At 69.3% G+C, this 23147-nt stretch carries 22 protein-coding genes, 1 tRNA gene and 2 pseudogenes; 12 read left to right on the plus strand and 13 right to left on the minus strand.

From position 1 onward, the window contains the following. Positions 1-133: 133 nt before the first annotated feature. The 7 genes and pseudogenes from Q7W02_08960 to Q7W02_08990 all read right to left on the minus strand — a co-directional run bounded on the left by Q7W02_08960 (position 134) and on the right by Q7W02_08990 (position 5109). The gene (locus Q7W02_08960) at positions 134-850 is read right to left on the minus strand and encodes an SDR family NAD(P)-dependent oxidoreductase (GenBank protein MDO8476310.1); all 717 of its coding nucleotides are present in this window, start codon (positions 848-850) and stop codon (positions 134-136) included. Next, positions 847-1197: pseudogene (gene folE / locus Q7W02_08965) on the minus strand (GTP cyclohydrolase I). Before folE ends, Q7W02_08960 begins: the two are co-directional and overlap by 4 nt. A 1011-nt stretch (positions 1198-2208) precedes the next feature. Then, a pseudogene (locus Q7W02_08970) lies at positions 2209-2409 on the minus strand (GTP cyclohydrolase I). Positions 2410-2426: 17 nt separating this feature from the next. Continuing rightward, the gene (locus Q7W02_08975) at positions 2427-2831 is read right to left on the minus strand and encodes a 6-carboxytetrahydropterin synthase (GenBank protein MDO8476311.1); all 405 of its coding nucleotides are present in this window, start codon (positions 2829-2831) and stop codon (positions 2427-2429) included. Beyond that, positions 2828-3241 carry a 6-carboxytetrahydropterin synthase gene (locus Q7W02_08980; protein MDO8476312.1) on the minus strand — a complete coding sequence of 138 codons (414 nt, stop codon included), beginning with the start codon at positions 3239-3241 and terminating at the stop codon, positions 2828-2830. The genes Q7W02_08975 and Q7W02_08980 overlap by 4 nt, the downstream gene beginning before the upstream one ends. Further along, positions 3238-4281 (minus strand): glycosyltransferase family 4 protein, encoded by a 1044-nt coding sequence (locus Q7W02_08985; GenBank protein ID MDO8476313.1) that lies wholly within the window; start codon positions 4279-4281, stop codon positions 3238-3240. The genes Q7W02_08980 and Q7W02_08985 overlap by 4 nt, the downstream gene beginning before the upstream one ends. 42 nt (positions 4282-4323) lie before the next feature. Continuing rightward, entirely contained in the window at positions 4324-5109 is a 786-nt protein-coding gene (locus Q7W02_08990; protein MDO8476314.1) for an enoyl-CoA hydratase, read from the minus strand. A 201-nt stretch (positions 5110-5310) separates the two neighbouring features. On the opposite strand from Q7W02_08990, the gene Q7W02_08995 reads away from it, so the two are divergent. Continuing rightward, the gene (locus Q7W02_08995) at positions 5311-5865 is read left to right on the plus strand and encodes a phospholipase D family protein (GenBank protein MDO8476315.1); all 555 of its coding nucleotides are present in this window, start codon (positions 5311-5313) and stop codon (positions 5863-5865) included. A gap of 23 nt (positions 5866-5888) precedes the next feature. Here the strand turns inward: Q7W02_08995 and Q7W02_09000 are convergent. Continuing rightward, positions 5889-5964, minus strand: a tRNA-Met gene (locus tag Q7W02_09000). Positions 5965-6075: 111 nt separating this feature from the next. Between Q7W02_09000 and Q7W02_09005 the strand changes: the two genes are divergently transcribed. After that, positions 6076-6303 carry a hypothetical protein gene (locus tag Q7W02_09005; protein MDO8476316.1) on the plus strand — a complete coding sequence of 76 codons (228 nt, stop codon included), beginning with the start codon at positions 6076-6078 and terminating at the stop codon, positions 6301-6303. A gap of 40 nt (positions 6304-6343) precedes the next feature. Continuing rightward, positions 6344-7051: a urate hydroxylase PuuD gene (locus Q7W02_09010; protein ID MDO8476317.1), complete on the plus strand. Its 708-nt coding sequence runs from the start codon at positions 6344-6346 to the stop codon at positions 7049-7051. 64 nt (positions 7052-7115) lie between these two features. Here Q7W02_09010 and Q7W02_09015 read toward each other — a convergent pair whose 3' ends face one another. The 4 genes from Q7W02_09015 to Q7W02_09030 form a co-directional block, all read right to left on the minus strand. Continuing rightward, positions 7116-7748 (minus strand): DUF3501 family protein, encoded by a 633-nt coding sequence (locus tag Q7W02_09015; protein MDO8476318.1) that lies wholly within the window; start codon positions 7746-7748, stop codon positions 7116-7118. Next, on the minus strand, positions 7745-9007 hold the full coding sequence (locus tag Q7W02_09020; protein MDO8476319.1) for an anaerobic glycerol-3-phosphate dehydrogenase subunit C: 1263 nt from the start codon (positions 9005-9007) through the stop codon (positions 7745-7747). Before Q7W02_09020 ends, Q7W02_09015 begins: the two co-directional genes overlap by 4 nt. 66 nt (positions 9008-9073) lie before the next feature. Beyond that, positions 9074-9523: a rubrerythrin family protein gene (locus tag Q7W02_09025; protein ID MDO8476320.1), complete on the minus strand. Its 450-nt coding sequence runs from the start codon at positions 9521-9523 to the stop codon at positions 9074-9076. 31 nt (positions 9524-9554) lie between these two features. Then, the gene (locus Q7W02_09030) at positions 9555-10019 is read right to left on the minus strand and encodes a transcriptional repressor (protein MDO8476321.1); all 465 of its coding nucleotides are present in this window, start codon (positions 10017-10019) and stop codon (positions 9555-9557) included. Positions 10020-10135: 116 nt separating this feature from the next. Here Q7W02_09030 and Q7W02_09035 point away from each other — a divergent pair, with 116 nt between their 5' ends. From Q7W02_09035 to Q7W02_09075, 9 genes are all read left to right on the plus strand, one after another. Then, on the plus strand, positions 10136-11425 hold the full coding sequence (locus tag Q7W02_09035) for an FAD-binding oxidoreductase (GenBank protein ID MDO8476322.1): 1290 nt from the start codon (positions 10136-10138) through the stop codon (positions 11423-11425). Continuing rightward, positions 11422-13539: a hydantoinase/oxoprolinase family protein gene (locus Q7W02_09040; protein ID MDO8476323.1), complete on the plus strand. Its 2118-nt coding sequence runs from the start codon at positions 11422-11424 to the stop codon at positions 13537-13539. Before Q7W02_09035 ends, Q7W02_09040 begins: the two co-directional genes overlap by 4 nt. Beyond that, a complete protein-coding gene (locus Q7W02_09045; GenBank protein MDO8476324.1) occupies positions 13536-15362 on the plus strand; it encodes a hydantoinase B/oxoprolinase family protein in 1827 nt (608 codons plus the stop codon). Before Q7W02_09040 ends, Q7W02_09045 begins: the two co-directional genes overlap by 4 nt. Beyond that, positions 15359-16108, plus strand: a complete 750-nt coding sequence (locus Q7W02_09050) for a glucose 1-dehydrogenase (protein ID MDO8476325.1) — start codon at positions 15359-15361, stop codon at positions 16106-16108. The genes Q7W02_09045 and Q7W02_09050 overlap by 4 nt, the downstream gene beginning before the upstream one ends. Positions 16109-16288: 180 nt before the next feature. Continuing rightward, entirely contained in the window at positions 16289-17857 is a 1569-nt protein-coding gene (locus Q7W02_09055) for an ABC transporter substrate-binding protein (GenBank protein MDO8476326.1), read from the plus strand. A gap of 59 nt (positions 17858-17916) precedes the next feature. Next, positions 17917-18924, plus strand: coding sequence for an ABC transporter permease (locus Q7W02_09060; GenBank protein ID MDO8476327.1), 1008 nt, complete (start codon positions 17917-17919; stop codon positions 18922-18924). Beyond that, positions 18921-19796, plus strand: a complete 876-nt coding sequence (locus Q7W02_09065; GenBank protein ID MDO8476328.1) for an ABC transporter permease — start codon at positions 18921-18923, stop codon at positions 19794-19796. Before Q7W02_09060 ends, Q7W02_09065 begins: the two co-directional genes overlap by 4 nt. Beyond that, the gene (locus Q7W02_09070; GenBank protein ID MDO8476329.1) at positions 19789-20826 is read left to right on the plus strand and encodes an ABC transporter ATP-binding protein; all 1038 of its coding nucleotides are present in this window, start codon (positions 19789-19791) and stop codon (positions 20824-20826) included. The genes Q7W02_09065 and Q7W02_09070 overlap by 8 nt, the downstream gene beginning before the upstream one ends. 24 nt (positions 20827-20850) lie before the next feature. Next, positions 20851-21828: an ATP-binding cassette domain-containing protein gene (locus tag Q7W02_09075; GenBank protein MDO8476330.1), complete on the plus strand. Its 978-nt coding sequence runs from the start codon at positions 20851-20853 to the stop codon at positions 21826-21828. A gap of 35 nt (positions 21829-21863) precedes the next feature. Here the strand turns inward: Q7W02_09075 and Q7W02_09080 are convergent, their stop codons facing one another. Next, entirely contained in the window at positions 21864-23030 is a 1167-nt protein-coding gene (locus Q7W02_09080; protein MDO8476331.1) for a M20 family metallopeptidase, read from the minus strand. Between the last annotated feature and the right edge of the window lie 117 nt (positions 23031-23147).

The raw sequence follows: 23147 nt of genomic DNA on the forward strand, positions 1-23147 counted from the left end.
AGGGATGCGACGAGCGAGGCGTACGTCTGTCTCAGCCCTCGCCTCGGGGCTGCGCCCTCAGCTCGAACTGCCACGTACGTTACGCGAGGAGCGACCGAGCCAACGAAGCAGATGGGCCCTTATCGCCGGCCTGCTAGAGGACCCCTCGCTGGGGCAGGAGGGTCAGCTCCTCGAGGGTCGCTCCCGGCGGCAGGGCCGCCATGAGAAGGGCCGCCTCGGCGATCAGCGCAGGTTTCAGCATGAGCGCCCGGTCGGGCGGCTGGGGCACGGCATCCCAGAGCGGCGTGTCCGTCGCCCCTGCCGACAGCACGCCCACGCGCACCCCGTGAGGCCGCATCTCCTCGGCCAGGACCCGCGAGAAGCCCAGGAGGCCGTACTTGGCGGCCGTGTAGGCGCCGCTGCCCGGAAGAGTCCGACTGGTGACGACGGAGCCGATGTTAATGATGGTGCCCCGCCCCTGCGCCGTCATGGCGGGCAGCACGGCGCGGCAGCAGAGGAAGGCGCCGCGCAGGTTGACCGCGATCAGCTGGTCCCAGTCCTCGGTCTTGGCATCGGCCACCGGCCCGAAGGCCGCGAGCCCCGCCGCCGTCACGAGGCAGTCGAGGCGCCCGCCTTCGGCGAGGGCGCGGGTCACGAGCGCCGCCACCGCGGGCTCTTGCCTGACGTCCGTCGGAACCGCCAGCGCCCGCCCGCCCGCCGTCTCGATCTCACGCTGAATGGACGCAAGCTCGCGCGTCGACCGCGCGGCCAGGACCACGAAGGCGCCTTCGCGGGCGAAAGCGGCGGCGACGGCCCGGCCGATGCCCCGTCCCGCCCCGGTGACGAGGGCGACCTGGCCCGTGAGCCTCACAGGACGAGGCCGCCCCGCGACCTGATCAGCTCCATGAACTCGGCGCGGGTCTCCGGGCGGTCCCGGAACTGCCCGAGCATGGCGGAGGTCACCGCCTTGGAATTCTGCTTCTCGACCCCGCGCATGAGCATGCACATGTGGAGGGCCTCGATGACCACGGCGACCCCGCGCGGCTGGAGGACCTCGTTGAGCGTCTGGGCGATCTGGGTGGTCAGCCGCTCCTGGACCTGCAGCCGCCGCGCGAACATCTCGACGAGCCGCGGGAGTTTCGACAGCCCGACGATCTTGTGTGACGGCATGTAGGCGATGTGGCACTTGCCGAAAAAGGGAAGCAGATGATGTTCACAGTTATGCGTAAGATGACCCGATATCAGGAACGTGGAATAGGGTTCACATTTGAAGCTATACACCGTGTACGGCTTCCTGGGCGCAGGAAGATGTCTGACCTCAATGACCTCCGTGTAGGTGCTATCAAAGGGCACGTAAAAATCGCTCTCCCGGCGGAAACCGTGTCTCCCGTACCACCCGGCCTGATCCCATCGATCCGGGAGGTACAGTTGGAAGCAACTCTTCGAGGCTTTGCCGACACTGCAGCCCAGGTACTCGGCCAACTCGGTCATAAACTCGCTATTCGAACTTCCGATGAATCGCCCTGACCCGTTCCTGTGGCCGTCGCCATCGCAATAGCCGTCGAGGAACCCTTGCATCATTTCCTTCGAGGATGTGACAACCCTCGGAAACTTGAAGGTCTTTGTCTTACTTCTCGATCCCTTCTCAGAGACGCTCAGCCAGCGGCAAAGTTTCTCGCCGATATGCCTTGAGACAATTCGGACTCGGTACATTTGTACCCGGCGCCTGAGGAAACCGGAAGGCACCTTGATGGCCTCCACTTCGGGTGCCGACGAGGGAAACGCTGCGATGACCATGGTGCGGTACTTGAGCGCAAATTCGAGGTTCTTCACGACCAGGCTGATCCGGCGGCCCTCTTGGATACTGCCATCGGCCGCTGTGGCGCCAAGCATGTAGCCGAGCGCGTACCCGGGCTGCGGTTCTGATAACTCGCGGCAGAGTGACCTCGCGCTGATCCACTCGACGGGCGCGCCCGGCTTCAACTCTTGCGCTTCCCTCCAGCCTACGTCCGTCTTCACTGGATGATCGGGTGTCACGCGGAAGCGGCCGTACCTCGTCCTGACCTCCACGACGTCGCGCACCTTCCTAGACGTGATCGCTCGCACCTCCGTCTGCTTCAGATAGCCACCGTCGAGGGTCCATACCTTGTTGCCTGGCATAACGTCCCGGGCCCGCTTCTGCCCCCCAACTACATCGACCAGTTGCCTACTCGGGACGCACACGCTGTACAGGTCGATGTCTTTCACGATCACCATCTCGTCGTATTCCTCGGTGAAGAGCGCCTCGTTGAGGACCTGGTGGGCTTCCTGCCTGTAGCCTGACGTCAGGTACTCCCAAGCCTTGGCGACTCGGGTCGGCGTCCTCTCGAGGCCCTCGCGCATTGGGTCCTCGCCGATCTCCTTCAAAAGCTGACGGATCAGGTCCTCCATGTGGGTCACCTCGCGGCTCAGCCGCGGTACTCGAACATGTTGTTGTCGGTCTCGACCACGGCCACGCGGCGCAGGCTTCCGGCCGCGAGGACGGGCTCCAGCCACTGCCAGAATGCGCGGGCGAGGTTCTCGCCCGTCGTCGGAATGCCGGCCAGGGCATCGACCGAGCTCGACAGGTCGTAGTGATCTACGCGGTCGAGGACCAGACGCTTCACGGCGGCGTCGAGTGCGCCCAGGTCCGCCGCCATGCCGGTGACGGGATCGGGCTGCCCTCCGACGGTCACCTCGACCAGGTAGTTGTGTCCGTGCTGGCGGTAGCACTGGCCGTAGATCCGCGCGTTGTCCTCGGGAGAGAAGGCTGGGTTCTCGAGCCTGTGCCCCGCGCTGAAGTGGTACTGCCGCGTCAGCTCGATCGCGCTCATGCGCCGAAGTAGTCCACGTAGAAGGTCGGATCCTCCCAGAGTCTCAGCCGCCAGAGCCTCTCCGGCCCCACCTTCGGCGCCAGCAGATCCCAGGCCGCGCGGACGAGATTCTCCGTGGTCGGGATAGTGCCCTGGGCGAAGAGCGGGTCGGCGGTGAGATCGGCGTGGTCGAAGCGCTGGACGACGGCGTCCGACACCACGCGCTTCAACTCGGCAAGGTCCATGACCATGCCGGTCTGAGCGTCTACCGGTCCGCGGATCGTCACCTCGAGGACGTAGTTGTGCCCGTGGGACACCGTGAGGTTGCCGAAGAGGCGGCGGTTCTCAGCAAAGCTCCACTCGTCCCGCCAGTAGCGGTGGGCCGCGGAGAACGTAAACTTCCGAGTCGCGTACACGTGACCGGCGTTCATCGCGACTGCCCCCTTTCGAGGCCCAATCTTACCGCTTCCAGGAACCGTGCGGCGACCCGTTCGGGTACGTAGGCGCGCACCGCGCGGCGCCCAGCCTCGCCCATGGCGCGTGCCCGCTCGGGATCGACGGCCAGCGCCTCGAGCGCCCGGGCAAGGCCCGCGGGGTCGCGCGGCGGCGCGAGCAGGCCCGTCACGCCGTCCTCGACCACCTCCGGGATGGCGGCAGCCCGGCAGGCGACAACCGGGAGCCCCGCCGCCATGGCCTCGAGGAAGACGATGCCGAAGCTCTCCTGCACCGACGGCAGGCAGAAGATGTCCGCGCTCACGTACTCCTCGGCGAGCCGATCCCGCGAGACGTCGCCCAGGAGGGTGACCGTTTCGCCGAGCCCGAGCTTGGCGTGGAGCCGGACGGCATCCTCCCACTCGGGACCCTTACCTACGATGCGGACCCGGGCGCCGGGGATTCGGGGGCGGAGGAGAGCGGCCGCCTCGAGGAGGTCGCCGACGCGCTTGCGCGAATACATGCGCGCGACGCAGAGGATGGTGGGGCCGCCCCGCGGGCACCGCGCGGCTGCGGCAAAGAGCGACGTCCACCGCTCGAGCTCTATGGGCTCGGGGACGACGGCAATCTTCTCGGCCGCCACGCCGTACTCACGGCGGGCGACGTCGGCGGAATAGCGGCTGGGAGCGATCACGATGTCGGCACGCCGCGCGTTGAGGCGCTCCCAGCGAGCCTGGATGGCGAGAAGGACGCGCACCCACCCGCGTTCGTTCTTGAGCTCGTCGGCGATGACGCCCTTGAGGCTCACGACGAAGGGCAGGCTGCGGGCCCTGGCCCAGAGGAAGCCGTCCAGGTCCACGCCGTAGACGAGGTCAACGCCCTCTGGCGGGCTCCAGGCGATGCCTGCGTTGTAGAGCCACCGGTCGAGGGTGTGGAAGCCGCTCCGGAGGCGGAGCGGCCGGAGTTCCAGGCTGTGGCCGAGCGCTTCGAGGCCGCGCTTGAGGCCCGCGATGCCGGCGAAGGTGCCGCTCCCCTCCAGCGGGTTGAGCGGCGTAGAGGAGAGGGCGGCGATGCGCAGACGCTACTTACCTTTGAATCCGGGCTTCCGCTTCTCGAGAAACGCCCGCGTGCCTTCGGCGTAGTCGTGGCTGTTGAAGGTTTCGATGCCCATCTCGAAGAGCTCCTTCCTGTGTTCCTCGTTGACGCCTTCGAAGATCGCCTGCACCTGCGCCTTGGTGCCGCGGATGGACAGCGGCGCGTTCTCGGCGACGGTGCGGAGGTAGTCGTACGTGTACGCCTCGAGCTCGGAGGCGGGCACGAGGCGCTGGATGAAGCCGATGCGGAAGGCCTCGGCGGCGTCGAGGGTGCGCGCCGAGTAGAGGATGTCCTTGGCGTACGCGGGCCCGACCAGGTCCACGAGCTGGTGCACCGGGTCGAGGCCGTAGATGATGCTGAGCCGGGCCGCCGGAATGCCGAACTTGGAGCCGCCCGCGGCGAAGCGGAGGTCGCAGGCCATGGCGAGCGCCATCGCCCCGCCGATGCAGAAGCCGAAGACCATGGCGACGGTCGGCTTGGGGCAGAGCCTGATCGAAGTGTACGCGGCCTCGGTCTTCTTGTTGTAGGCGAGCGCGGTCTGGGTGTCCTTGCGGTTCTCCGTGAACTCGGAGATGTCCGCGCCCGAGGCGAAGGCATCGCGCCCGGCGCCGCGGTAGACGATGGCGCGGACCGCGTCGTCCTTGGCCAGCCCGTCCGTCACGTCGGCGATCTCGCCCCACATGGCGAGGCTGACCGCGTTGCGCATCTTGGGCCGGTTGAACACCACGGTGGCGATGCCGCCATCCCGCTCCACGAGGATCTCGTCGCTCATCCCGCTCCCCCTTTGTGCTTCGCCCCGGAGCCCCCCCCGCCCCGGAGCCCCCAAATGCCGCCCTCAGCGAAAAGCGCGTCGATGGTGGCCGTGCCTGTGTCGCTCACGGGAAGGACAGTCTAGCGGAGCCGTCCGCAAACTTCAATTCGCCTCTGCGGAAAGCCCTTGGTGCCGGCCTGTATCTTCTGGGATACTCGGGGCATGGGTGCCGATTCAGCCGCTCGACGGTGGCGCTTCCGGCTCGGCGCAATTCTCGTGGCCGTCGGCCTCGCGCTGATGCCCACGCCGCGGGCGGCGCCGGACGAGCCGGCATGGCAGGTGTACTTCTCGCCGACCCACGGCGCCACCAAGGCCGTCGTGGATGCCCTCGCGGCGGCCAAGGCGACCGTGCTGGTCCAGGCGTACTCCTTCACCTCGGCCCCGATTGCCAAGGCGCTGGTCGAGGCCCACGATCGCGGCGTCGACGTCCAAGTCATCCTCGACCGGAAGGAGACGGGCTCCAGGTATTCCTCGGCCGACTTCGTGGCGCACGCCAGGATCGTGACCCTCATCGACGGGGCGCACGCCATCGCCCACAACAAGGTCATGGTCATCGACGGCAAGGCCGTCATCACCGGCTCGTTCAACTTCACCACGGCAGCGGAGCAGCGGAACGCCGAGAACCTGCTCGTGATCCACGACAGGGCGCTGGCCGCCCGGTATACCGCGAACTGGCAGGCGCACGCGGCACACTCGGCTCGGTACGTGGGGCGCTAGCGCTTCGGAACTGGCTGGGGGAGTGGTGGCGGCGGGAGGACTCGAACCTCCGACACGGGGCTTATGAGACCCCTGCTCTGCCACCTGAGCTACGCCGCCGAAAATCGCGTTGACACGAAAAACGCTTTGCTATAATCCCGCCGAACGACGTCCAACAGTAACGACTCCCGTCTCGCAAGTCAAGGCGGGGACTGTCCGGAGGAGCCTTTCATGGCGTGGCTCGGCGATCGACCATGGGTCGAAGACGAGGAGAATCCCGTGTACGCGCAGGACGACGCTGAAGCCGAAAAGGAACAGGACGACGAGGACGACGAGGACTTCGACGACGATGATGATGACGACGAGGACGACGATGACGACGACGAGCTCGACGACGAGGACGAGCTCGATGACGACGAAGAGGAGGATGAGGACCTCGACGACGAAGACGACACGTGACGGCAGCGTCTGACCCGCAGTCCTCTCCAAGGAGGCTTCGATGGCACTGTTGAGCGACTCAGGTTTGCTGTTCCTGCTGCGGTGGATCCATTTCCTGGCCGGCATCACCTGGATCGGCCTGCTCTACTACTTCAATTTCGTCCAGACCCCGTTCTTCGCCGAGACCGATGCCCCCGTGCGCAGCGGCGCCCAGCAGAAGCTCCTGCCGCGCGCCCTCTGGTGGTTCCGCTGGAGCGCGATGATCACGTTCCTGTCTGGCCTGCTCTACCTTCTCCACTACTGGATCGAAAAGCGGGGCCTCGGCGATCCCGGCACCTGGGTCATCCTGCTGGGCGGCCTTCTCGGCACCGTCATGTGGGCGAATGTCTGGTTCGTGATCTGGCCCAAGCAGAAGCTCGTCATCCAGAACGCGCTCGATACGGCGGCCGGCAAGCCGGCCAACCCGGCCGCGGCTCCCGCGGGCGCCCGCGCGGGGCTCGCCTCTCGCACGAACACCGTGTTCTCGATCCCAATGCTCTTCATGATGGGCGCGGCCTTCCACCTGCCCATGCCGATGCCCGGCTCCGGCGCGGCATTCTGGCTGATCGCGCTGATCATCATCGCGCTCGTCGAGTGGAATTGCCTCGCGATGGCCCCCGGTAAGCCCACGACCAAGCCCCTCGGCACCGTCAAGGGCACGCTCTGGTTCGGCTTCATCCTGACGGCGGTCTTCTATCTGCTCTTCGAGGTGATGAAGAAGGGCGGGTAGGCAGCAAGAAGGGACGCGACTCACAGGCCGGGCGGGGCGTGATGCCCCGCCCGGCCTTCGTCTGTCAGCCCCGAAGATCCTCGAGCAGCTGCGCCTTGCTCTCGGCCGGGAGCTCGACGCGCGCGCGCACGGCGGGGTGGTCCACCACCAGATGGACGGGCGAGCTCGCGAAGGCACGGACAGCCTCGGGCGGGAACGCGAAGCGGACGAAGTGGACGGCTGAGAGCTTGCCCTTCTCCTCGTCGGAGTGCCCGGCCTCGAACTCGCCCGGGACGGCGAACTCCTTGCCCACCTGGATCCAGACCGTCGGCCCCACGTCGATGCCCCCCGCGTCGATACCCCCCGCGTCGATACCAATGAACCGGTCGAGCACGGCCTGGATCTGGTCCTTGTCGGTGATCTCGATGAAGAGCGTGGCGCTGAGCTCGCCCGGGCCCGGGAGGAGGGCGTTGTAGACGTCGAGCTCGTCCTGGACGCGGGCGTCGTCCGTGATCCGTTCGACGCGGCACATCTCCTGGATCTGGAAGAGCACGGTGTCGCGGTTCTCGAAGACGAAGCTCAGGTGCTCGCCCACAGGCACCCGGCGCATCCGCTTGAGATCGATCACCCTCCCCCGCATTTCGGCGCGCACCTTCTCGTAATCGAAGAAGTTCAGGACGTCCTTCAGTTGGATCTTGTCATGCCCCGCCGGGCTCATGGTTCTTCGATTCCGTAGGCGTCGGCGAGGACCTGGATCGGGTGCCGGGCTGGGAGCCCCGTGCCTTGCTTGATCTGGAGCGCCGCCAGCGGACAGTCCGTCGCGACACAATCCGCGCCGGCCTCTCGCACGCCTTTGAAGAGTGGCTCGGCCAGCTTCATGGACAGCTGGAAGTATTCTTTCTTCATTCCCCACGTGCCGTCGACGGCGGAGCATTTCTCTATGGTCTCGACCTCCGCGCCCGTCAGACGCAGCACGTCGGCCGACTTCGTGCCCATGTTCTGCGCCTTCAGGTGACAGGGCAGCTGGTAGGCGATCTTCCTCGGAGGATTCGGGAACCGCGTATCGAGCTGGCCGGCGGCGTGGAGCCCTGCTAAGTACTCGAAGAGATCGCGCGTGTGGCCGGCGACCAGGTTGGCGTCCTCGGAGCCGTCGAGCCACGGGTACTCCTGCTTGAGCATGTAGGAACAGGTCGGCCCCGGCACCACGATCTCGCGTCCCTGCCTGACGGCCTCAGCCAGCGACTTGACGTTGTCGGCGATGAGACCCTTCGCCTCCTTCACCGCCCCGCCGTCGAGGTACGGCATGCCGCAGCAGCGCTGCGCCGGCAGCGAGACGTCCACCCCGTTTCGCTCGAGCACGGCGACGGCGGCCTTGCCCGTCGCGGGGTCATTGAACTCGACGGAGCACGTGGCGAAGAGCGCCACCCGAGCCCGAGGCTGGAAGGACGGCGAGCGGCGCCGGTCGAACCAGGCCGAGAAGGTCTCGCGGTGGAAGGGCGGCAGCTGCCGGTCCTTGTGGATGCCGACGACGGCCTGCATGAGCGCGCGCTGCGGCGGCAGTGAGGACGCCCAGTTGGACAGCGGCGCCGTCAGGCTCCCGAGGCGCCCGACCAGCTCGGTGTTGCCGAGGAACCGGTCCTGGAGGGTCACGCCCTTCTGCCTGGCTTCCGCCGAGCGAGAGCGGAGCATGAGCCGCGGAAAGTCCACCTGCCAGCGGTGCGGCGGCGTGTACGGGCAGTGGTTGTAGCAGAGCTTGCACTGGTAGCAGAGATCCACGACCTCCTTGATGTCCTTGGCCGGCAGCTTTAGGACGTCGCCGTCCACCGCCTCCGTGTCGAGCCGGTCGAACATGACTTTGAACGACGGGCAGAGCGGCAGGCAGCGACGGCAGCCGCTGCAGATGTCGTAGACGCGGCGAAGCTCGTGATCGACCAGTTCCAGGTTCCAGAATCCGGGCTGCCGTATGTCCAGCGTCATGTTGACCTCGTGAAGTGCGGCGGGGCGGCGCTCTCACGCCGCCCCGCCAACCAAAGAAGAAACAGGCTAGATCGCCTCGGCCGGGTCCTTGCCCGCGATCTGCTTCAGCCCCTTGGCGAAGCGGCCCGCGTGCGACTTCTCGGCCTTGGCCAGCGTCTCGAACCACTCCGCCAGCTCGGCGAAGCCCTCGTCGCGCGCGGTTTTGGCCATGCCCGGGTACATCTGCGTGTACTCGTAGGTCTCGCCCGCGACGGCCGACTTGAGGTTCGCCTCGGTCTTGCCGAACGGCTCCCCGGTCGCCGGGTCGCCGACGTCCTTCAGGAAGTCCATGTGCCCGAAGGCGTGGCCGGTCTCGGCGTCGGCCGTGTCCTTGAAGAGGCCGGCCATGTCCGGGAAGCCCTCGATGTCCGCCACGCGGGCGAAGTAGAGGTACCGGCGGTTCGCCTGCGATTCGCCGGCGAACGCTTCCTTGAGGTTCTCGTGGCTCTTGGTGCCCTTGAGGCTCTTGCCTGCCATGGTGTGCCCTCCTTGCGGGTGTGCGCGCGACTCAGGGTGAACGTCGCGGCCGGTGCGGCCGGGCCTTCGCGGACCGGCACTGCGGACAGCGGCCGAAGAACTCGATGCGGTGGTGCGTGATGGCGAGCCCGGTGCGCGCCGCGATCCGCACGCGGAGCGCCTCGGCGTGGGGCTCGGCCAGCGGGCCGTCGACGTCCACGATCCGGCCGCAGCGCACACACGTGAAGTGGTGGTGCGCGTCCATGTTGGCGTCGAAGCGAGCATGCGGACCCGGAATCTCGGCCGCCAGCCCTTCGGCGACGAGGAGACGCAGGTTGCGGTAGACCGTGCCGAGGCTGACGCGGGGCAGCCGGCGGCGCACGAAGCGGTACACCCATTCGGCCGTCGGGTGCGACTCCGTGCCGCGCAGCACCTCGAGGATCACCCGCCGCGGGCCCGTCAGCCGGAGACCACGGGCGCGGAGCGCCGCATCGGGACTCTTAGGAATGGTTCTCATTACGAAATGGAGGCTACACGCCCGCCGCCGGGCTGTCAAGGGAAGCGGGCCGAGAGTGTAGGGAGCGCGCGGCGATTGACACGCCGGAGGCCTTCACCTACCATCAGCGGGCACCTATGGAGCGCGAGGCGGACGTCGTCGTGGTCGGCGCGGGGATCGTCGGGTGCGCCACGGCCTACTATCTGGCCCAGCGTGGCGTGCGGGCCGTCGTCGTCGAGTGCGGCGCGGTCCTCGGTGAGCAGTCGCGGAAGAACTGGGGCTTCGTGCGCCAGCAGGGCCGGGACCCGCACGAGGTGCCCCTCATGATGGAGGCCAACCGAATCTGGCGCGGCCTCGAGCGGGAGCTGGGCGCCGACATCGAGTGGGTCCAGGGCGGCAACCTGGCGCTGGCCGCCGACCCGGCGCGAATGGCGCTCTTCGAGCGGTGGCTGGAGGTCGCGCGCCAGTTCGACCTCGACACACGGCTGCTTCGGGCGCGCGACCTGCCGGCGGTCGTGCCGGGGCTCGGGGGCGACTGGGTCGGCGGCATGCACACCCCGACTGACGGCCACGCCGATCCGGGCAAGGCCACCGACGCCCTCGCCCGGGCGGCCGCGGCGCACGGGGCAGCCGTCCACCTGGGATGCGCAGTGGAGGGCGTCGCCACGCGCAACGGCGCGGTCAGCGCGGTTATCACCGAGCGTGGCGAGATCCGCACCTCGTGGCTGGTGTGCGCCGCGGGCGCCTGGTCATCGCGCCTCGCGCGCACCCTCCGTCTCGAGCTGCCTCAGCGCTGGGTGCGCGGCACCGTGGCCAGGACGACGCCGGCACCGGCCGTCACGTCTTGCGCCGTGTGGGGGCCCGGGGTGGCCTTTCGCCAGCGGAAGGACGGCTGCTTCAACATCGCCGCGGGCGGTGCGCTGGACCACGACGTCACGCTCGACTCGCTCCGGCAAATCCGCTTCTTCCTGCCCAACTACTGGAAGAACAAGGCGCTGTTCCGCTTCCACGTCGGACTGCCACTGGTTCAGAGCCTCATGGCCGCGCTTCCGGGATCGTCGGCGCGGCGCCACCCGCTCATCTGGGACCGCGGCGTCGAGCCCCGGCCGAACCCCGCCAAGGTCCAGCGCAGCTTCGCCGAGCTGCAGCGCCTGCTGCCGTCGCTGCCGCGGCTCGGCATCGCCGAGAGCTGGGCCGGCTACATCGACGCCACGCCCGACCTGGCGCCCGTGCTGGGCGAGGTCCCCGGGCTCCGCGGCTTCGTGTTCGCCACGGGGTTCAGCGGTCACGGGTTCGCCATGGGGCCCGTGGCGGGGCGGCTGGTCTCCGAGCTGATCGTGGACGGCAAGCCGTCGCTCGACATCGCCCCCTTTCGATTCTCGCGCTTTGCCGAGAAGGCGGTCGGCAAGCCGCGCAACGTCCTGTGAGCCCCGCGGCCGCGCCTCGCCTGCGGGGCTACACCATCGCCCTCGACGTGGGCGGCACGTTCACCGACGTGACGCTGCTCGACCCGGCAACGGGACGGCTCTGGATCGCCAAGACGCCCACCACGCCACGCGACCCTTCGGAGGGCTTCCTCGTCGGCGTGGAGAAGGTGCTGCGGATCGCCGGTGCTCACCCGGGCGGGCTCGGGCAGGTGCTCCACGGCACGACCACCGCCACCAACGCCATCCTCGAGGACAAGGGCGCCCCGACCGGACTCCTCACGACGGCGGGGTTCCGCTACGTGCTCGAGATCGGGCGCCACGACATCCCGCGCCGGGCCAACATGTTCGCCTGGGTGAAGCCGTCGCGGCCCGTGCCGCCCGAGCTGATCTTCGAGATCCCCGGGCGGATCGGGGTGGACGGACAGGAGCTGGAGCCCGTGACCGAGGGCGCAGTGCGCGCCGCCGCGCGGCACCTGCGCGAGGCGGAGGTCGTCTCGGTGGCCGTCTGCTTCCTGCACAGCTACGCCAACGACACGCACGAACGCCGGGCCCGGGAGGTGCTGCTCGAAGAGCATCCGGGCTGCGCGGTCTCCCTGTCCAGCGAGGTGCTACCGGTGTTCCGCGAGTACGAGCGCACCATGGCCACCGTTCTCAACGCCTACGTGCAGCCGCTGGTCGGGCGGTACGTGGAGCGCCTCGAGGAGCGGCTCCTCTCGCGAGGGATCTCGGCGCCGCTGCGCATCATGAAGTCCAACGGCGGTGTCGTCGGAGCGGACGTCGTGCGCCGGCAGTCCATCCACACCGCGCTGTCCGGGCCGGCGGCCGGCGTGGTCGGCGCGCGCCTGGTGGGCGGGGCGGCAGGGTTCGAGGATCTCATCTCGGTGGACGTCGGGGGCACCAGCGCCGACGTCTGCATGATCCGCGGCGGCGAGGCGGAAATCACCGTCGAGGGGACCGTCGGCGCCTGGCCGCTCCACCTGCCGATGATCGACATCCACACCATCGGCGCGGGGGGTGGCTCTATTGCGCGGGTCGCAGATGACGGCACGCTCACGGTGGGGCCCGAGAGCGCCGGGGCCGAACCGGGGCCGGCGTGCTACGGCGCCGGCGGGGAAGAGCCGACGGTCACGGACGCCCACCTCGTCCTCGGCCGCATCTCGTCACATCTGGTGGGCGGCGAGATCGCGCTGGACGTGGAGCGCTCCCGGCGAGCCATCGAGGAGCGCGTGGCCCGGCCCCTGGGACTCAGCCTCGAGGCGGCGGCGGACGGGATCCTCGACATCGTGAACAACAACATGGTCGGCGCCATCCGCCTCGTCTCGGTGGAGCACGGCTACGACCCGCGCGACTTCGCCCTCTTGCCCTTCGGGGGCGCGGGCCCGCTCCACGGGGCGGACCTGGCGACGCTTCTGGGGATGCGCACGGTCGTGGTCCCGCGCCACCCGGGCGTGCTGTCGACCTTCGGGCTGCTGGGCACCGAGGTGCGGAACGACTACGCGCGCACGAGTCTGCAGAAGCCGCCGGACTACGATCTCGAGGCGATCGCAGCCGTCTACGCCGACCTGGAGCGGCAGGCCCAGGCGTGGCTCGCCGCGGAGGGCGTGCCGCCGGCGCGCCGCCGCCTGCGCCGGCTGGCGGACCTGCGCTACCGGCATCAGGGCTTCGAGATCACGGTGCCATGGGAGGAGCGCGGTCTCTCGCCGGACACCCTCATCCGGCGCTTCCACGCGCGTCACCGCCAGCTCTATACCTACGCGCTGGAGGACGCGCCGGTGGAGATCGTCACCCTGCGGGTGGCCGCGGCGGGCCGCGTGCGGCGCTTTGCCCTGCCCACGCTCGATGCCCGCCGGGGGCCGGCCCGGCGCGCGCGCCCAGGTGGGCGGCTGGTCTACTTTGCGGGCGCGGGCTGGGTGAGCTGCCCGTGCGTGGACCGCGCGGCGCTCGGGGTGGGCGCGGTCCTCGCGGGGCCGGCCATCGTCGAGCAGCTGGACTCGACCACCGTGGTGTGGCCGGGGCAGCGGGCGACGGTGGACCGGCATGGGAACCTGATCGTTCGGCTGGGCGCCGTCCGGCGGCCCGCGGCGGCGCGGGGCGTACGAAGGGGCAGGCGGTGAGGGGTGCGCGCGCGCGGCGGCGCGCGGGAGCTCCGGCGGCGGCCGATCCCCAACCCGATCCGGTCACGCGCGAGATCGTCAAGGGCGCGCTCCGGGCGGCCCAGGCCGAGATGGAGGCGGTGATCGAGCGCACAGCCATGTCGCCCTTCATCCGCGAGAAGAAGGACTACTTCGCCGGCATCCTCGACGCCCGCGGGCGGGTGGTGTGCGGGACCATGATCCCGCTGTTCGGCAACCTCACGGAGATCATCTTCCGACAGTACCGGCCCGAGACGATGCGGCCCGGCGACCTCTACTGGTACAACGACTGCTACGGCTCGCGTGGCGGCGTGTCCCACTCGCCGGACATGGTGTTCGCCGCGCCCGTGTTCCACCAGAACCGGCTGGTGGCGTTCTCGCAGACCTGGGGGCATTTCTGGGACATCGGGGGTATGCGGGCCGGCAGCATCTCGCCGGACGCCACCGAGATCTTCCACGAGGGCATCATCGTTCCGGCCGTCCGCATCTACCGGGAAGGCGTGCTCAACGACGAGGCCTTCCGCATCTTCGTCCGCAACTCGCGCTTCCCCGACATCCTGCAAGGGGATATCCGCGCGGTACTGGCCGGCTGCCGGCTAGGCGAGCGCCGCGTGCAGGAGCTGTTCGCGCGCTTCGGCGCCGCGACCGTGCTCGAAGCCTGGGCGTTCTTCGAGCGGCAGTGCCGCGACACCATCCGGAAGACGCTCGATTCGCGCATCCCGGACGGCGCCTACGAAAGCGAGGACGCGGTGGACGGCGACGGTATGAGCGGGCGGCCCTTCCACGTGCGGATGCGCCTCACGAAGGACGGCGGGCGGATCGCCATCGACACGCGGGAGAGCGACGACCAGGCCAAGGGGCCGATCAACTTCATCATGCACGAGAGCGTGCCGAAGCTGATCATCGGCATCTACCTGCTCTCGGGCCACCCGACCGTCCTCCTCAACGACGGCGCGCAGGACGCGATCGACGAGGTGCGAGTGCGGCCGGGGAGCATCCTGCAGCCCCACTGGCCCGCACCTCTCGGCAACCGCGCGCACACCCTGGCCCGCGTGCAGTCCAACGTGCTGGCACTCCTGGCTCTCGCGACCGGCGGCGACGTGCCGGCCTCCAACTCCGTCTACAACATCTACTTCCTGCGCGGCTTCGACCGGGCGCAGCAGGAGTTCTTCCTCGTGAGCGACGGCGTGGCCGTGGGCTACGGGGCGCGGCCCTTCGCCGACGGCCTCGACGCCATCTACTACGTCGCGCAGAAGAACTACCCGGCCGAGTTCATGGAGATGGTCTTCCCCATGCGCCTGCGCCAGTACGGCCTGCACCGGGACTCGGGCGGGCCGGGGCGCTTCCGCGGCGGCTGCGGCGTCGTTCGGGAGATCGAGCTGCTCGCCGACGAGGCGGTAATCGCCATCCGGCAGGACAATATCCTCTTCCCGCCCGCCGGGGTGAACGGCGGGCACGCCGGCCGCCCCGGGCGCTGTGTGGTAAACCCGGGGCGTCTGGACGAGCGCGTGCTGCCGCCCATGTCCGATGGGAACGTCCTCCGCCGGGGCGACGTGGTCCGCCTGGACACCAGCGGAGGCGGAGGCTGGGGCAATCCGCTGGACCGGCCCATCGAGCGTGTGCGCAAGGACGTGCTCGGCGGTTTCATCTCTGCCGAGTCGGCGATGGAGGACTACGGCGTGGTGATGGAAGGGTCGAGGGGTGCGGTGGACGCGGCCGAGACGGGGCGCCTCCGCGCCGCCAAGCGCGGCCCCGTCCGCATGTTCCACCGCAACGGCTACTTCGGCCCGCTGGTGACACCGTGAGCCCAGGATCGGTGGCGATCGTGACGGGGGCGGCCCGGGGAATCGGGCGCGCGTCGGCCCTGGCGCTCGGGCGGAAAGGCTTCGCGCTCGCCCTGGTCGATGTGCGTGCGCGGGAGCTCTCCGATACGGCGGGCGAGGTGCGCGGGCTGGGCGTGGAGGCGCTCGCGCTCGAGGGCGACGTCTCGGACTTCGTGCGGGCGCAGGCGCTCGGCCGCCAGGTGCTCGACGCCTGGGGCCGCGTGGACGTGCTGGTGAACAATGCCGGCGTGTCGCAGCCGAAGGGGCTGCTCGAGATCACGGAAGGCGAGTGGGACCGCACCCTCGCGATCAATCTCAAGGGCGCCTTCAACTGGGCCAAGGCGGTGGCGCCGGCCATGCTGGCGCAGGGCGCGGGGCGCATCGTCAACATCTCCTCGGTGAGCGCGCATACCGGCGCGGGGTTCGGCGCGGTAAGCCAGTTCGCCTACTGCGCGGCCAAGGCGGGGTTGCTCGGGCTCACGCGCGGGCTGGCCAAGGAGCTGGCACCGCGCGTGACGGTCAATGCCATCTGCCCCGGGCTCATCGAGACGGACCTGACGGCGCAGATGATCGCCAGCCGCGGCGAGTCCATCGTGGGGTCCATCCCGCTGGCGCGGCTCGGCACGCCCGAAGACATCGCCGAGGTGGTCGCCTTCCTCGCCACCGTCACGCCGTGCTTCATGACGGGCGAGGTGATAGACGTGGACGGCGGGCAGTGGGTGAACTGACCCGCACCCTCGCCCCGACCCTCCCGAGGGAGATGGAGTCCGAACGGAACCCATCGCCCCAGGGGGGGGCAGCGTGAGGGGGCGGGCTGGCCGGGTACGGGCTGGATGACGACGCGGGGGCGCAGTATGATAGCCCCGCATAACGGTCGCGATGAACCACATACACGTGGGAGGACAGACATGAGACACGCACGCGCGGTGGTCGCAAGCTTCTCGATGCTCCTGGCCGTGGCGCTGGCCGCGCCGATCGCCCCGGCGGAGGCGCAGACGCGCTTCGTCTTCGCCAACGAGAGCCCCTACGACACCATGGATCCGCACGCGGCCTTCGACGTCGGGCGGGTGGCGGTACGACTCAACCTCTACGACGGGCTGTACCGGTGGCTCGACAACCCGGCCGTCCTTCAGCCGTGGCTGGCCGAGAGCCACACCGTCTCGGCCGACGGCCTGACCTACACGTTCAAGCTACGCCGCGGCGCCAAGTTCCACGACGGCACCGACGTCACGGCGGAGGACGTCCGCTACAGCGCCGACCGCATCCTCGCGCTCAAGAAGGGGGCGGCGGCCCTGCTGTCTACCATGCTGGCGCCCGGCTCGACCAAGGCCGTCGACAGGTCCACGGTGCAGTTCACGCTCACCAAGCCCACCGCCATCTTCCTGGCCGTCATGCCCGAGATCCACGTGGTCAACTCGGTCCTACTCAAGAAGCACGAGAAGGACGGTGACTGGGGCGCCGCCTGGCTCACGGGCAACGACGCAGGCTCCGGCTCCTATATGCTCGCTCGCTACGACCCCGCCCTCGGCTTCCAGGCCAAGCGCTTCGCGGGCCACTTCATGCCGTGGGGGCCGAAGTCCATCGACGAGATCGAGTTCCGGCACGTCAAGGAAGACAATACCCGCGTGCTCGGGATGATCAAGGGGGACTACCAGGGCACCGGCGGCTACCTGCCCATCGACCAGGTCAAGCGCCTGCGCGAGGCGGCCAACGTGAAGATGGTCGAGCAGGAGTCGATGCGCATCATGATGTTCCAGATCAATAACCAGCGCGCACCGCTCACCGACGTGAACGTGCGGCGCGCCATCAGCTACGCCTTCGACTACGACGGCTTCAACAAGGAGATCCTGAGCGGCTCCGTGGAGCGGAACCCGGTGCCGATCCCCAACAACCTCTGGGGCGTGCCCCGGGACGTGAAGGGCTACAGCTACGACCTGGAGAAAGCCAAGCAGGAGCTGGCCAAGGCCAAGGTGAAGGTGGACCGGCCGATCACCGTCGGCTACCTCACGGGGTTCAGCCAGACGGAGCAGGCGGCGACGGTGATGGCCAACGGGCTCCGGAAGATCGGCATCGACACCAAGATCGTCAGCGAGCTGTGGCCGGCCATGGTCGATCGCATGAAGAAGCCCGAGACCTCGCCCGACCTGGTCGTCTACTGGATCAGCACGTACTACGCCGACCCCCATAACTGGATCGGCGAGATGTTCCATTCCGGGCAGTGGGGCACCTTCAAAGCCTCGAGCTTCTACAAGAATCCGCGAGTCGACGATCTCCTGGACACGGCGCTCACGTCCACCGACCGAAAGGTCCGGGACAAGGCCTACCAGGACGCGGCGCGCATCGTGGTGGAGGAGGCGGCGGGCGTGTGGATCTACAACACCAAGTACTTCGGCCCCTGGGCGAAGAATCTGGAGGGTATCCGCTTCAGCCCCATCGGCAATGGCCAGGAGATGCGCTGGGTCTACTACGCGAAGTAGCCACGATGCCGGTGCCCGGGGCGCCCTGACGCCCCGGGTCGCCCTCTCGCCGGACCTCGATGAGACTGCTGGCCCTCACGCTCCGGCGCCTGGCGTGGTTCGTTCCCACCTTGCTCGGCCTGCTCACCGTCACCTTCGTGATCTCGCGGGTCATTCCCGGCGATCCAGTGGCGCTGGTGGCGGGCGACACAGCCACCCCGGCTCAAGTGGAGGCCCTGCGGCGGCAGCTCGGCTTCGACCGGCCGCTGCCGGTCCAGTTCGTCAGCTACGTCGGCCGCCTCCTCCGGGGCGATATGGGCACGAGCCTGTACACCACGCGCCCCATTTCGGACGACCTCGCGAGCCGTCTCCCGGCCACCATCGAGCTCACGTTGGTGGCCATGGCTTTCTCGGTGGTCGTCGGGATCCCGCTGGGTGTGGTCTCCGCCCTGTGGCGCAACTCGGCCCTCGACCACGCCCTGCGCGTGATCACGGTCTCCGGCCTGGCCATCGCCAGCTTCTGGCTCGGGATCATGCTCCAGCTCCTCTTCGCCATGCGCCTCGGCTGGATGCCGCTCAACGGGCGTCTCCAGGGCTTCCCTCCGCGCGGTGTGACGGGGCTCTTCGTCGTCGACGCGGTGCTGGCGTGGGACGGGGCGGCCCTCGGGGCAGCGCTGGCCCACCTGGCGCTGCCCACCGCGACGCTGGCGTTCCCGGCCCTGGCCACGCTCGTCCGGTTCACCCGGGCGGGGGTCCTGGACGTGATGCAGTCCAACTCCGTCCTCTACGAGCGCGCCATGGGGCTGCCGCGCTCCGTGATCGTCTGGAAGTACATCCTTCGCAGCGCGCTCACGTCCACCGTGACCCAGATCGGGCTCTTGTTCGGCATTCTCCTGGCAGGGGCGGTCGTCACCGAGACCGTGTTCGACTGGCCGGGGATCGGGACCTATGCGGTGAACTCCATCATGCGCTCCGACTACAACGGGGTGATGGGCTTCACGGTGTGGGCGGGGGCGATCTTCATGGTCGTCAACCTGCTCGTCGACATCGTCCAGACCTTCGTCGATCCGCGCGTGGGAGCGTCGTGAGCGCCGTCCTCTTCGTCCTCTCGCGGGTGTGCCGGGACCGGTCGGCGCTGATCGGGCTCGTGCTGATCCTGGCCCTGGTGGTCTGCGCGGTCCTCGCTCCCGTGCTCGCGACGCATCCGGAGGACGTGTTCGAGCTCCACCCGGCCGAGCGGCTCCGGCCGCCCGGGGCCCAGCACCTGCTCGGCACCGACCGGATGGGAGCCGACATCTATAGCCGGCTGCTCTTCGGCGCCCGGATCACCATCCTCATCGGCGTCATCGCGGTCGGCGCCTCGCTCGTGATCGGGGTGCCCGTGGGTCTCATCGCCGGCTACTACCACAACTGGCTGAGCGATCTCCTGATGCGCGTGTCCGACATCTTCCTGGCCATCCCCCAGGTGGTCCTGGCCATCGCCATCGCGCAGACCCTGGGCCCGTCGCTCCCCAACGTGATCCTCGCCCTGTCCGTCACCTACTGGCCGTGGTTCGCCCGGCTGGTCTACGCGGAGACACGCTCGCTCCAGAAGGAGGTCTTCATCGAGTGCACCGCCGCCCTTGGGGCCTCGCCCGTCCGGCTGATCGCGCTGCACGTGCTGCCCAACGTCGCCTCGCCGATCATCGTGCGCGCCTCCATCGGCATGGGCTTCACCATCCTCACCGCGGCGGCGCTGGGCTTCCTCGGGCTGGGGCCGCCGCCGCCCACGCCGGAATGGGGCCGGACCATCGCGGAAGCGCGCGAGTTCCTGCCGGATGCGTGGTGGTATGCGGCCGCGCCGGGTCTGGCCATCTTCCTCACCGTCATGGGCTTCAACCTGCTCGGCGACGGGCTGCGCGACGTGCTGGACCCCCGGATCCGCCGCGGGCAAGGCGGCGCTAAGGACTCCGGTGACTGAGCTGCTCTCCGTGCGCGAGCTGGAGGTGGAGTTCGCCACCGACCAGGGCGTGGCCCAGGTGCTGGACCGCATCAACCTGGGCATCGCGCCGGGCGAGGTGGTGGGGCTGGTGGGCGAGAGCGGTTGCGGCAAGACCACCCTCGCGCGGGCGATCCTCGGCATTTTGCCAATGGGGGCGGCGCGAATCCGCGGCGGCGAGATCCGCTTCAAGGGCCGGGATCTGCTCCGGGAGGACCGCAACGTCGTCAACGACGAGGTGCGCGGCACGGCCATCACCTTCATCCCGCAGGACCCGTTCAGCTCCTTCAACCCCCTCTTCACCGTGGGGACGCAGATCATGGACCTCATGAAGTGGAAGTCGCCGCGGCGGCGGGACGAGGGCGGGCCGGCGGCGCCGGGACGCTGGCCGGCGCTGCTCCGCGGCTACCCGCGCGATCGGCGGCGTGCGGACCGCGAGGCGGCGCTCGAGATCCTGCGCGCGGTGCAGATTCCGGAGCCCGAGCGCGCCCTGCGTCGCCTGCCGCACGAGTTCTCCGGCGGCCAGCGGCAGCGGCTGATGATCGCCATGGCGTTCCTGCCGCGCCCCGACCTGATCATCGCCGACGAGCCCACGACGGCGCTGGATGTGACCATCCAGGCGCAGATCCTCCGCCTGCTCCGCGCGCTCGTGAAGGAGCGGGGCGTGTCCGTGCTCTTCACGACGCACGACCTGGGCACCGCGCATGAGATCTGCGATCGGGTCGTCGTCATGTACGCCGGACAGGAGATGGAGTCGGCGCCCACCGACGCCTTCTTTCACCGGCCCGCGCACCCGTACACGCAGCGGCTGCTCGAGAGCCTGCCAAACCCTGGCGGGGAGATCCGGGACATCCCGGGGGAGGTGCCCAGCCTGATCGGACCGCCGCCGGGCTGCCGCTTCCACCCACGCTGCGACTCCGCCACGGTGGAGTGCCGTGCCGGCCGGCCGGAGGCACAGACCGTCGGCGGCGAGCACCGCGTCCGGTGCTACCACCCGGTGGCGGCGCCGTGAGGCCAGACGCATGAGGCAGGCCGCATGACGCAGGCCACGGAGCGTCCGGCGCCGTTGCTCGAGGTCCTGGAGCTGGCCCGGTACTTCCCGACGCGGAACGCCTTCGGCCGTCGCACCGGCTGGCTCCGGGCGGTGGACGGGGTGACCCTCGCGGTGTGGCCGGGGGAGACGCTCGGTCTCGTTGGCGAGAGCGGCTGCGGAAAGTCGACGCTGGGGAAGACCGTGATGGGAATCCACGCGCCGACGGCCGGCGAGATCCGCTTCCTGGGCCGGGAGATCGGCCGACTCCCGGCGCCCGAGCGCCGGAAGGTCGCCAAGGACCTCCAGTACGTCTACCAGGATCCCGGCGCGTCGCTCGACCCGCGCTGGAAGATCAAGAACTCCCTGCACGAGCCGCTGAAGATTCACACCACCTTCTCGCGGGCCGAGCGCGCGGAGCAGGTGCAGGCGATCCTGCGGGCCGTGGGCCTGCCCGACGCCCACCTCGATCTCTACCCGCACGAGCTGTCCGGGGGCCAGCAGCGGCGCGTGGCCCTGGCGCGCATCCTCACGCTCAAGCCGCGGCTGATCATCCTCGACGAGCCTACCTCGGGGCTTGACGTCTCGGTCCAGGCCAGCGTGCTCAAGCTATTCCGCCGCCTTCAGGAGACCTTCGCGCTCACCTATCTCTTCATCTCCCACGACCTGGCGGTGGTGCAGGCGATGTGCCGGCGGGTCGCGGTCATGTACCTCGGCAAGATCGTGGAGCTCGGCGAGGCCGCCGGCGTGTTCGAGGCGCCGCGCCACCCCTACACGCAGTCGCTGCTCGCGGCGGTTCCCCGCATCGGCGGACGGCGCGTGACCCTGGAGTTCTCCCTCGAGGGCGAGCCGCCGAACCCGCGCGACGTCCCCAGCGGCTGCCGGTTCCGGACCCGGTGTCCGGTTGCCAAGGACGTGTGCGCCGCCGAGGAGCCGCCGCTGCGCTCGGTCGGCGGGCAGCTCGTAGCCTGCCACTTCGCCTGACGCTCTAGCCTGGCGCGCGATCCCGTCGAAAGCGCCTACCCGATGGAAAAACCGGCCGCCCAGCGGTCGAGGAAGACCGCGATCATCTTCGTCCGCTCCAGCAGGGTGGCCACCTCGATGAACTCCTCGGCGCTGTGGGCGCGGCTCCCCTTGGGGCCGAGGCCGTCGATGGTGGGGGCCACCGCCGAGGTGTGGTTGCCGTCGGAGCCGCCGCCGGTCTTGATAGCCCTGACCTCCACCCCCAGCTCACGCCCCGAGGCACGCATGATCTCGAGCAGCCGCTCGGTGCCGGGGTGCCCGGGCGGCCAGGGCGGGAAGTGCACGCGGCCCCAGAAGCGCGCAGTGGTGCCGGGCACGCGGACGCGCTCGCAGATCTCGCGCATGGTGGCGATGGCGCGGTCGGCCTCCTCCTGTGTCCAGGCCCGGAGGTCGATCTCGGCGATGGCGTGGTCGGCCACCACGTTCGGGCGCTCGCCGCCCTTGACGGTGCCCACGTTGACCGTGGTGCCGCTGTCGAAGTCGGTCAGCGCGTGGAGCGCGGCGACCTTCTGCGCCAGGTCCCAGATGGCGCTCGCGCCCAGCTCGGGCTGGAGCCCGGCGTGCGCGGCCTTGCCCGTGACCTCCAGATGGAACGTGCCCGCTCCCTTGCGGGCCATGACGTACTCGCCGCCGGGGCGCGCGGGCTCGAGGATGCCCACGCTGTGCGCCCGGCGGGCCTCGGCCTGGATCAGGTCGTGAGAGGTGGGTGAGAGCCGTTCCTCGTCGGAGTTGAACACGACGGCGACGCTGGTCTCCGCCCAGGCGCGCGTCCTGGCTTCCTTGTGGGCGCGGAGCGCGTAGAGTACGGCGGCGAGGCCGCCCTTCATGTCGTAGACGCCGGGACCCCAGGCCAGACCTCGCTCGTCGATCCGGAACGGGCGGTGCTTCACGGTCCCCGACGGGAAGACCGTGTCGAAGTGCCCGACGAAGAGGAAGCGCTTGGGCCCCGTGCCGGACTTCTCTCCCACGATGTGGTCGCCGAAACGCTCCTGGGGGATGCGCCGCGTGGTGAAGCCCAGGAGATCGAGCCGCTCAGCGAGGATGGCGCCGACGCGGTTACTGTCGATCGGGTCGTCGGTGCCGCTGTCGTGGTTCACCAGGCGGGCGAGGAATTCGATCTGCTCGTCGCGCCAGCCGTCGAGACGGTCCAGGAGCTCACGCATGGCGGCATAGTACCGCGCCGCCGTCGGGTGCGGACCTGTTCTCCGAGTCCCCGAATATATGGAGCAGCTGTTGGCGAAGGCGAAGGCAAAGACCAGATGGGGCTGCGCCGGATGACG

This window comes from Candidatus Rokuibacteriota bacterium, from assembly GCA_030647435.1.
GTDB lineage: Bacteria > Methylomirabilota > Methylomirabilia > Rokubacteriales > CSP1-6 > AR37.

Coding starts and splice junctions, on each gene's coding strand:
- Q7W02_08975 (MDO8476311.1), bottom strand. CDS start 2,831: ATGAGCGCGATCGAGCTGACGCGGCAGTACCACTTCAGCGCGGGGCAC.
- Q7W02_08980 (MDO8476312.1), bottom strand. CDS start 3,241: ATGAACGCCGGTCACGTGTACGCGACTCGGAAGTTTACGTTCTCCGCG.
- Q7W02_08990 (MDO8476314.1), bottom strand. CDS start 5,109: ATGAGCGACGAGATCCTCGTGGAGCGGGATGGCGGCATCGCCACCGTG.
- Q7W02_08995 (MDO8476315.1), top strand. CDS start 5,311: ATGGGTGCCGATTCAGCCGCTCGACGGTGGCGCTTCCGGCTCGGCGCA.
- Q7W02_09005 (MDO8476316.1), top strand. CDS start 6,076: ATGGCGTGGCTCGGCGATCGACCATGGGTCGAAGACGAGGAGAATCCC.
- Q7W02_09010 (MDO8476317.1), top strand. CDS start 6,344: ATGGCACTGTTGAGCGACTCAGGTTTGCTGTTCCTGCTGCGGTGGATC.
- Q7W02_09015 (MDO8476318.1), bottom strand. CDS start 7,748: ATGAGCCCGGCGGGGCATGACAAGATCCAACTGAAGGACGTCCTGAAC.
- Q7W02_09020 (MDO8476319.1), bottom strand. CDS start 9,007: ATGACGCTGGACATACGGCAGCCCGGATTCTGGAACCTGGAACTGGTC.
- Q7W02_09025 (MDO8476320.1), bottom strand. CDS start 9,523: ATGGCAGGCAAGAGCCTCAAGGGCACCAAGAGCCACGAGAACCTCAAG.
- Q7W02_09030 (MDO8476321.1), bottom strand. CDS start 10,019: ATGAGAACCATTCCTAAGAGTCCCGATGCGGCGCTCCGCGCCCGTGGT.
- Q7W02_09035 (MDO8476322.1), top strand. CDS start 10,136: ATGGAGCGCGAGGCGGACGTCGTCGTGGTCGGCGCGGGGATCGTCGGG.
- Q7W02_09055 (MDO8476326.1), top strand. CDS start 16,289: ATGAGACACGCACGCGCGGTGGTCGCAAGCTTCTCGATGCTCCTGGCC.
- Q7W02_09060 (MDO8476327.1), top strand. CDS start 17,917: ATGAGACTGCTGGCCCTCACGCTCCGGCGCCTGGCGTGGTTCGTTCCC.
- Q7W02_09075 (MDO8476330.1), top strand. CDS start 20,851: ATGACGCAGGCCACGGAGCGTCCGGCGCCGTTGCTCGAGGTCCTGGAG.
- Q7W02_09080 (MDO8476331.1), bottom strand. CDS start 23,030: ATGCGTGAGCTCCTGGACCGTCTCGACGGCTGGCGCGACGAGCAGATC.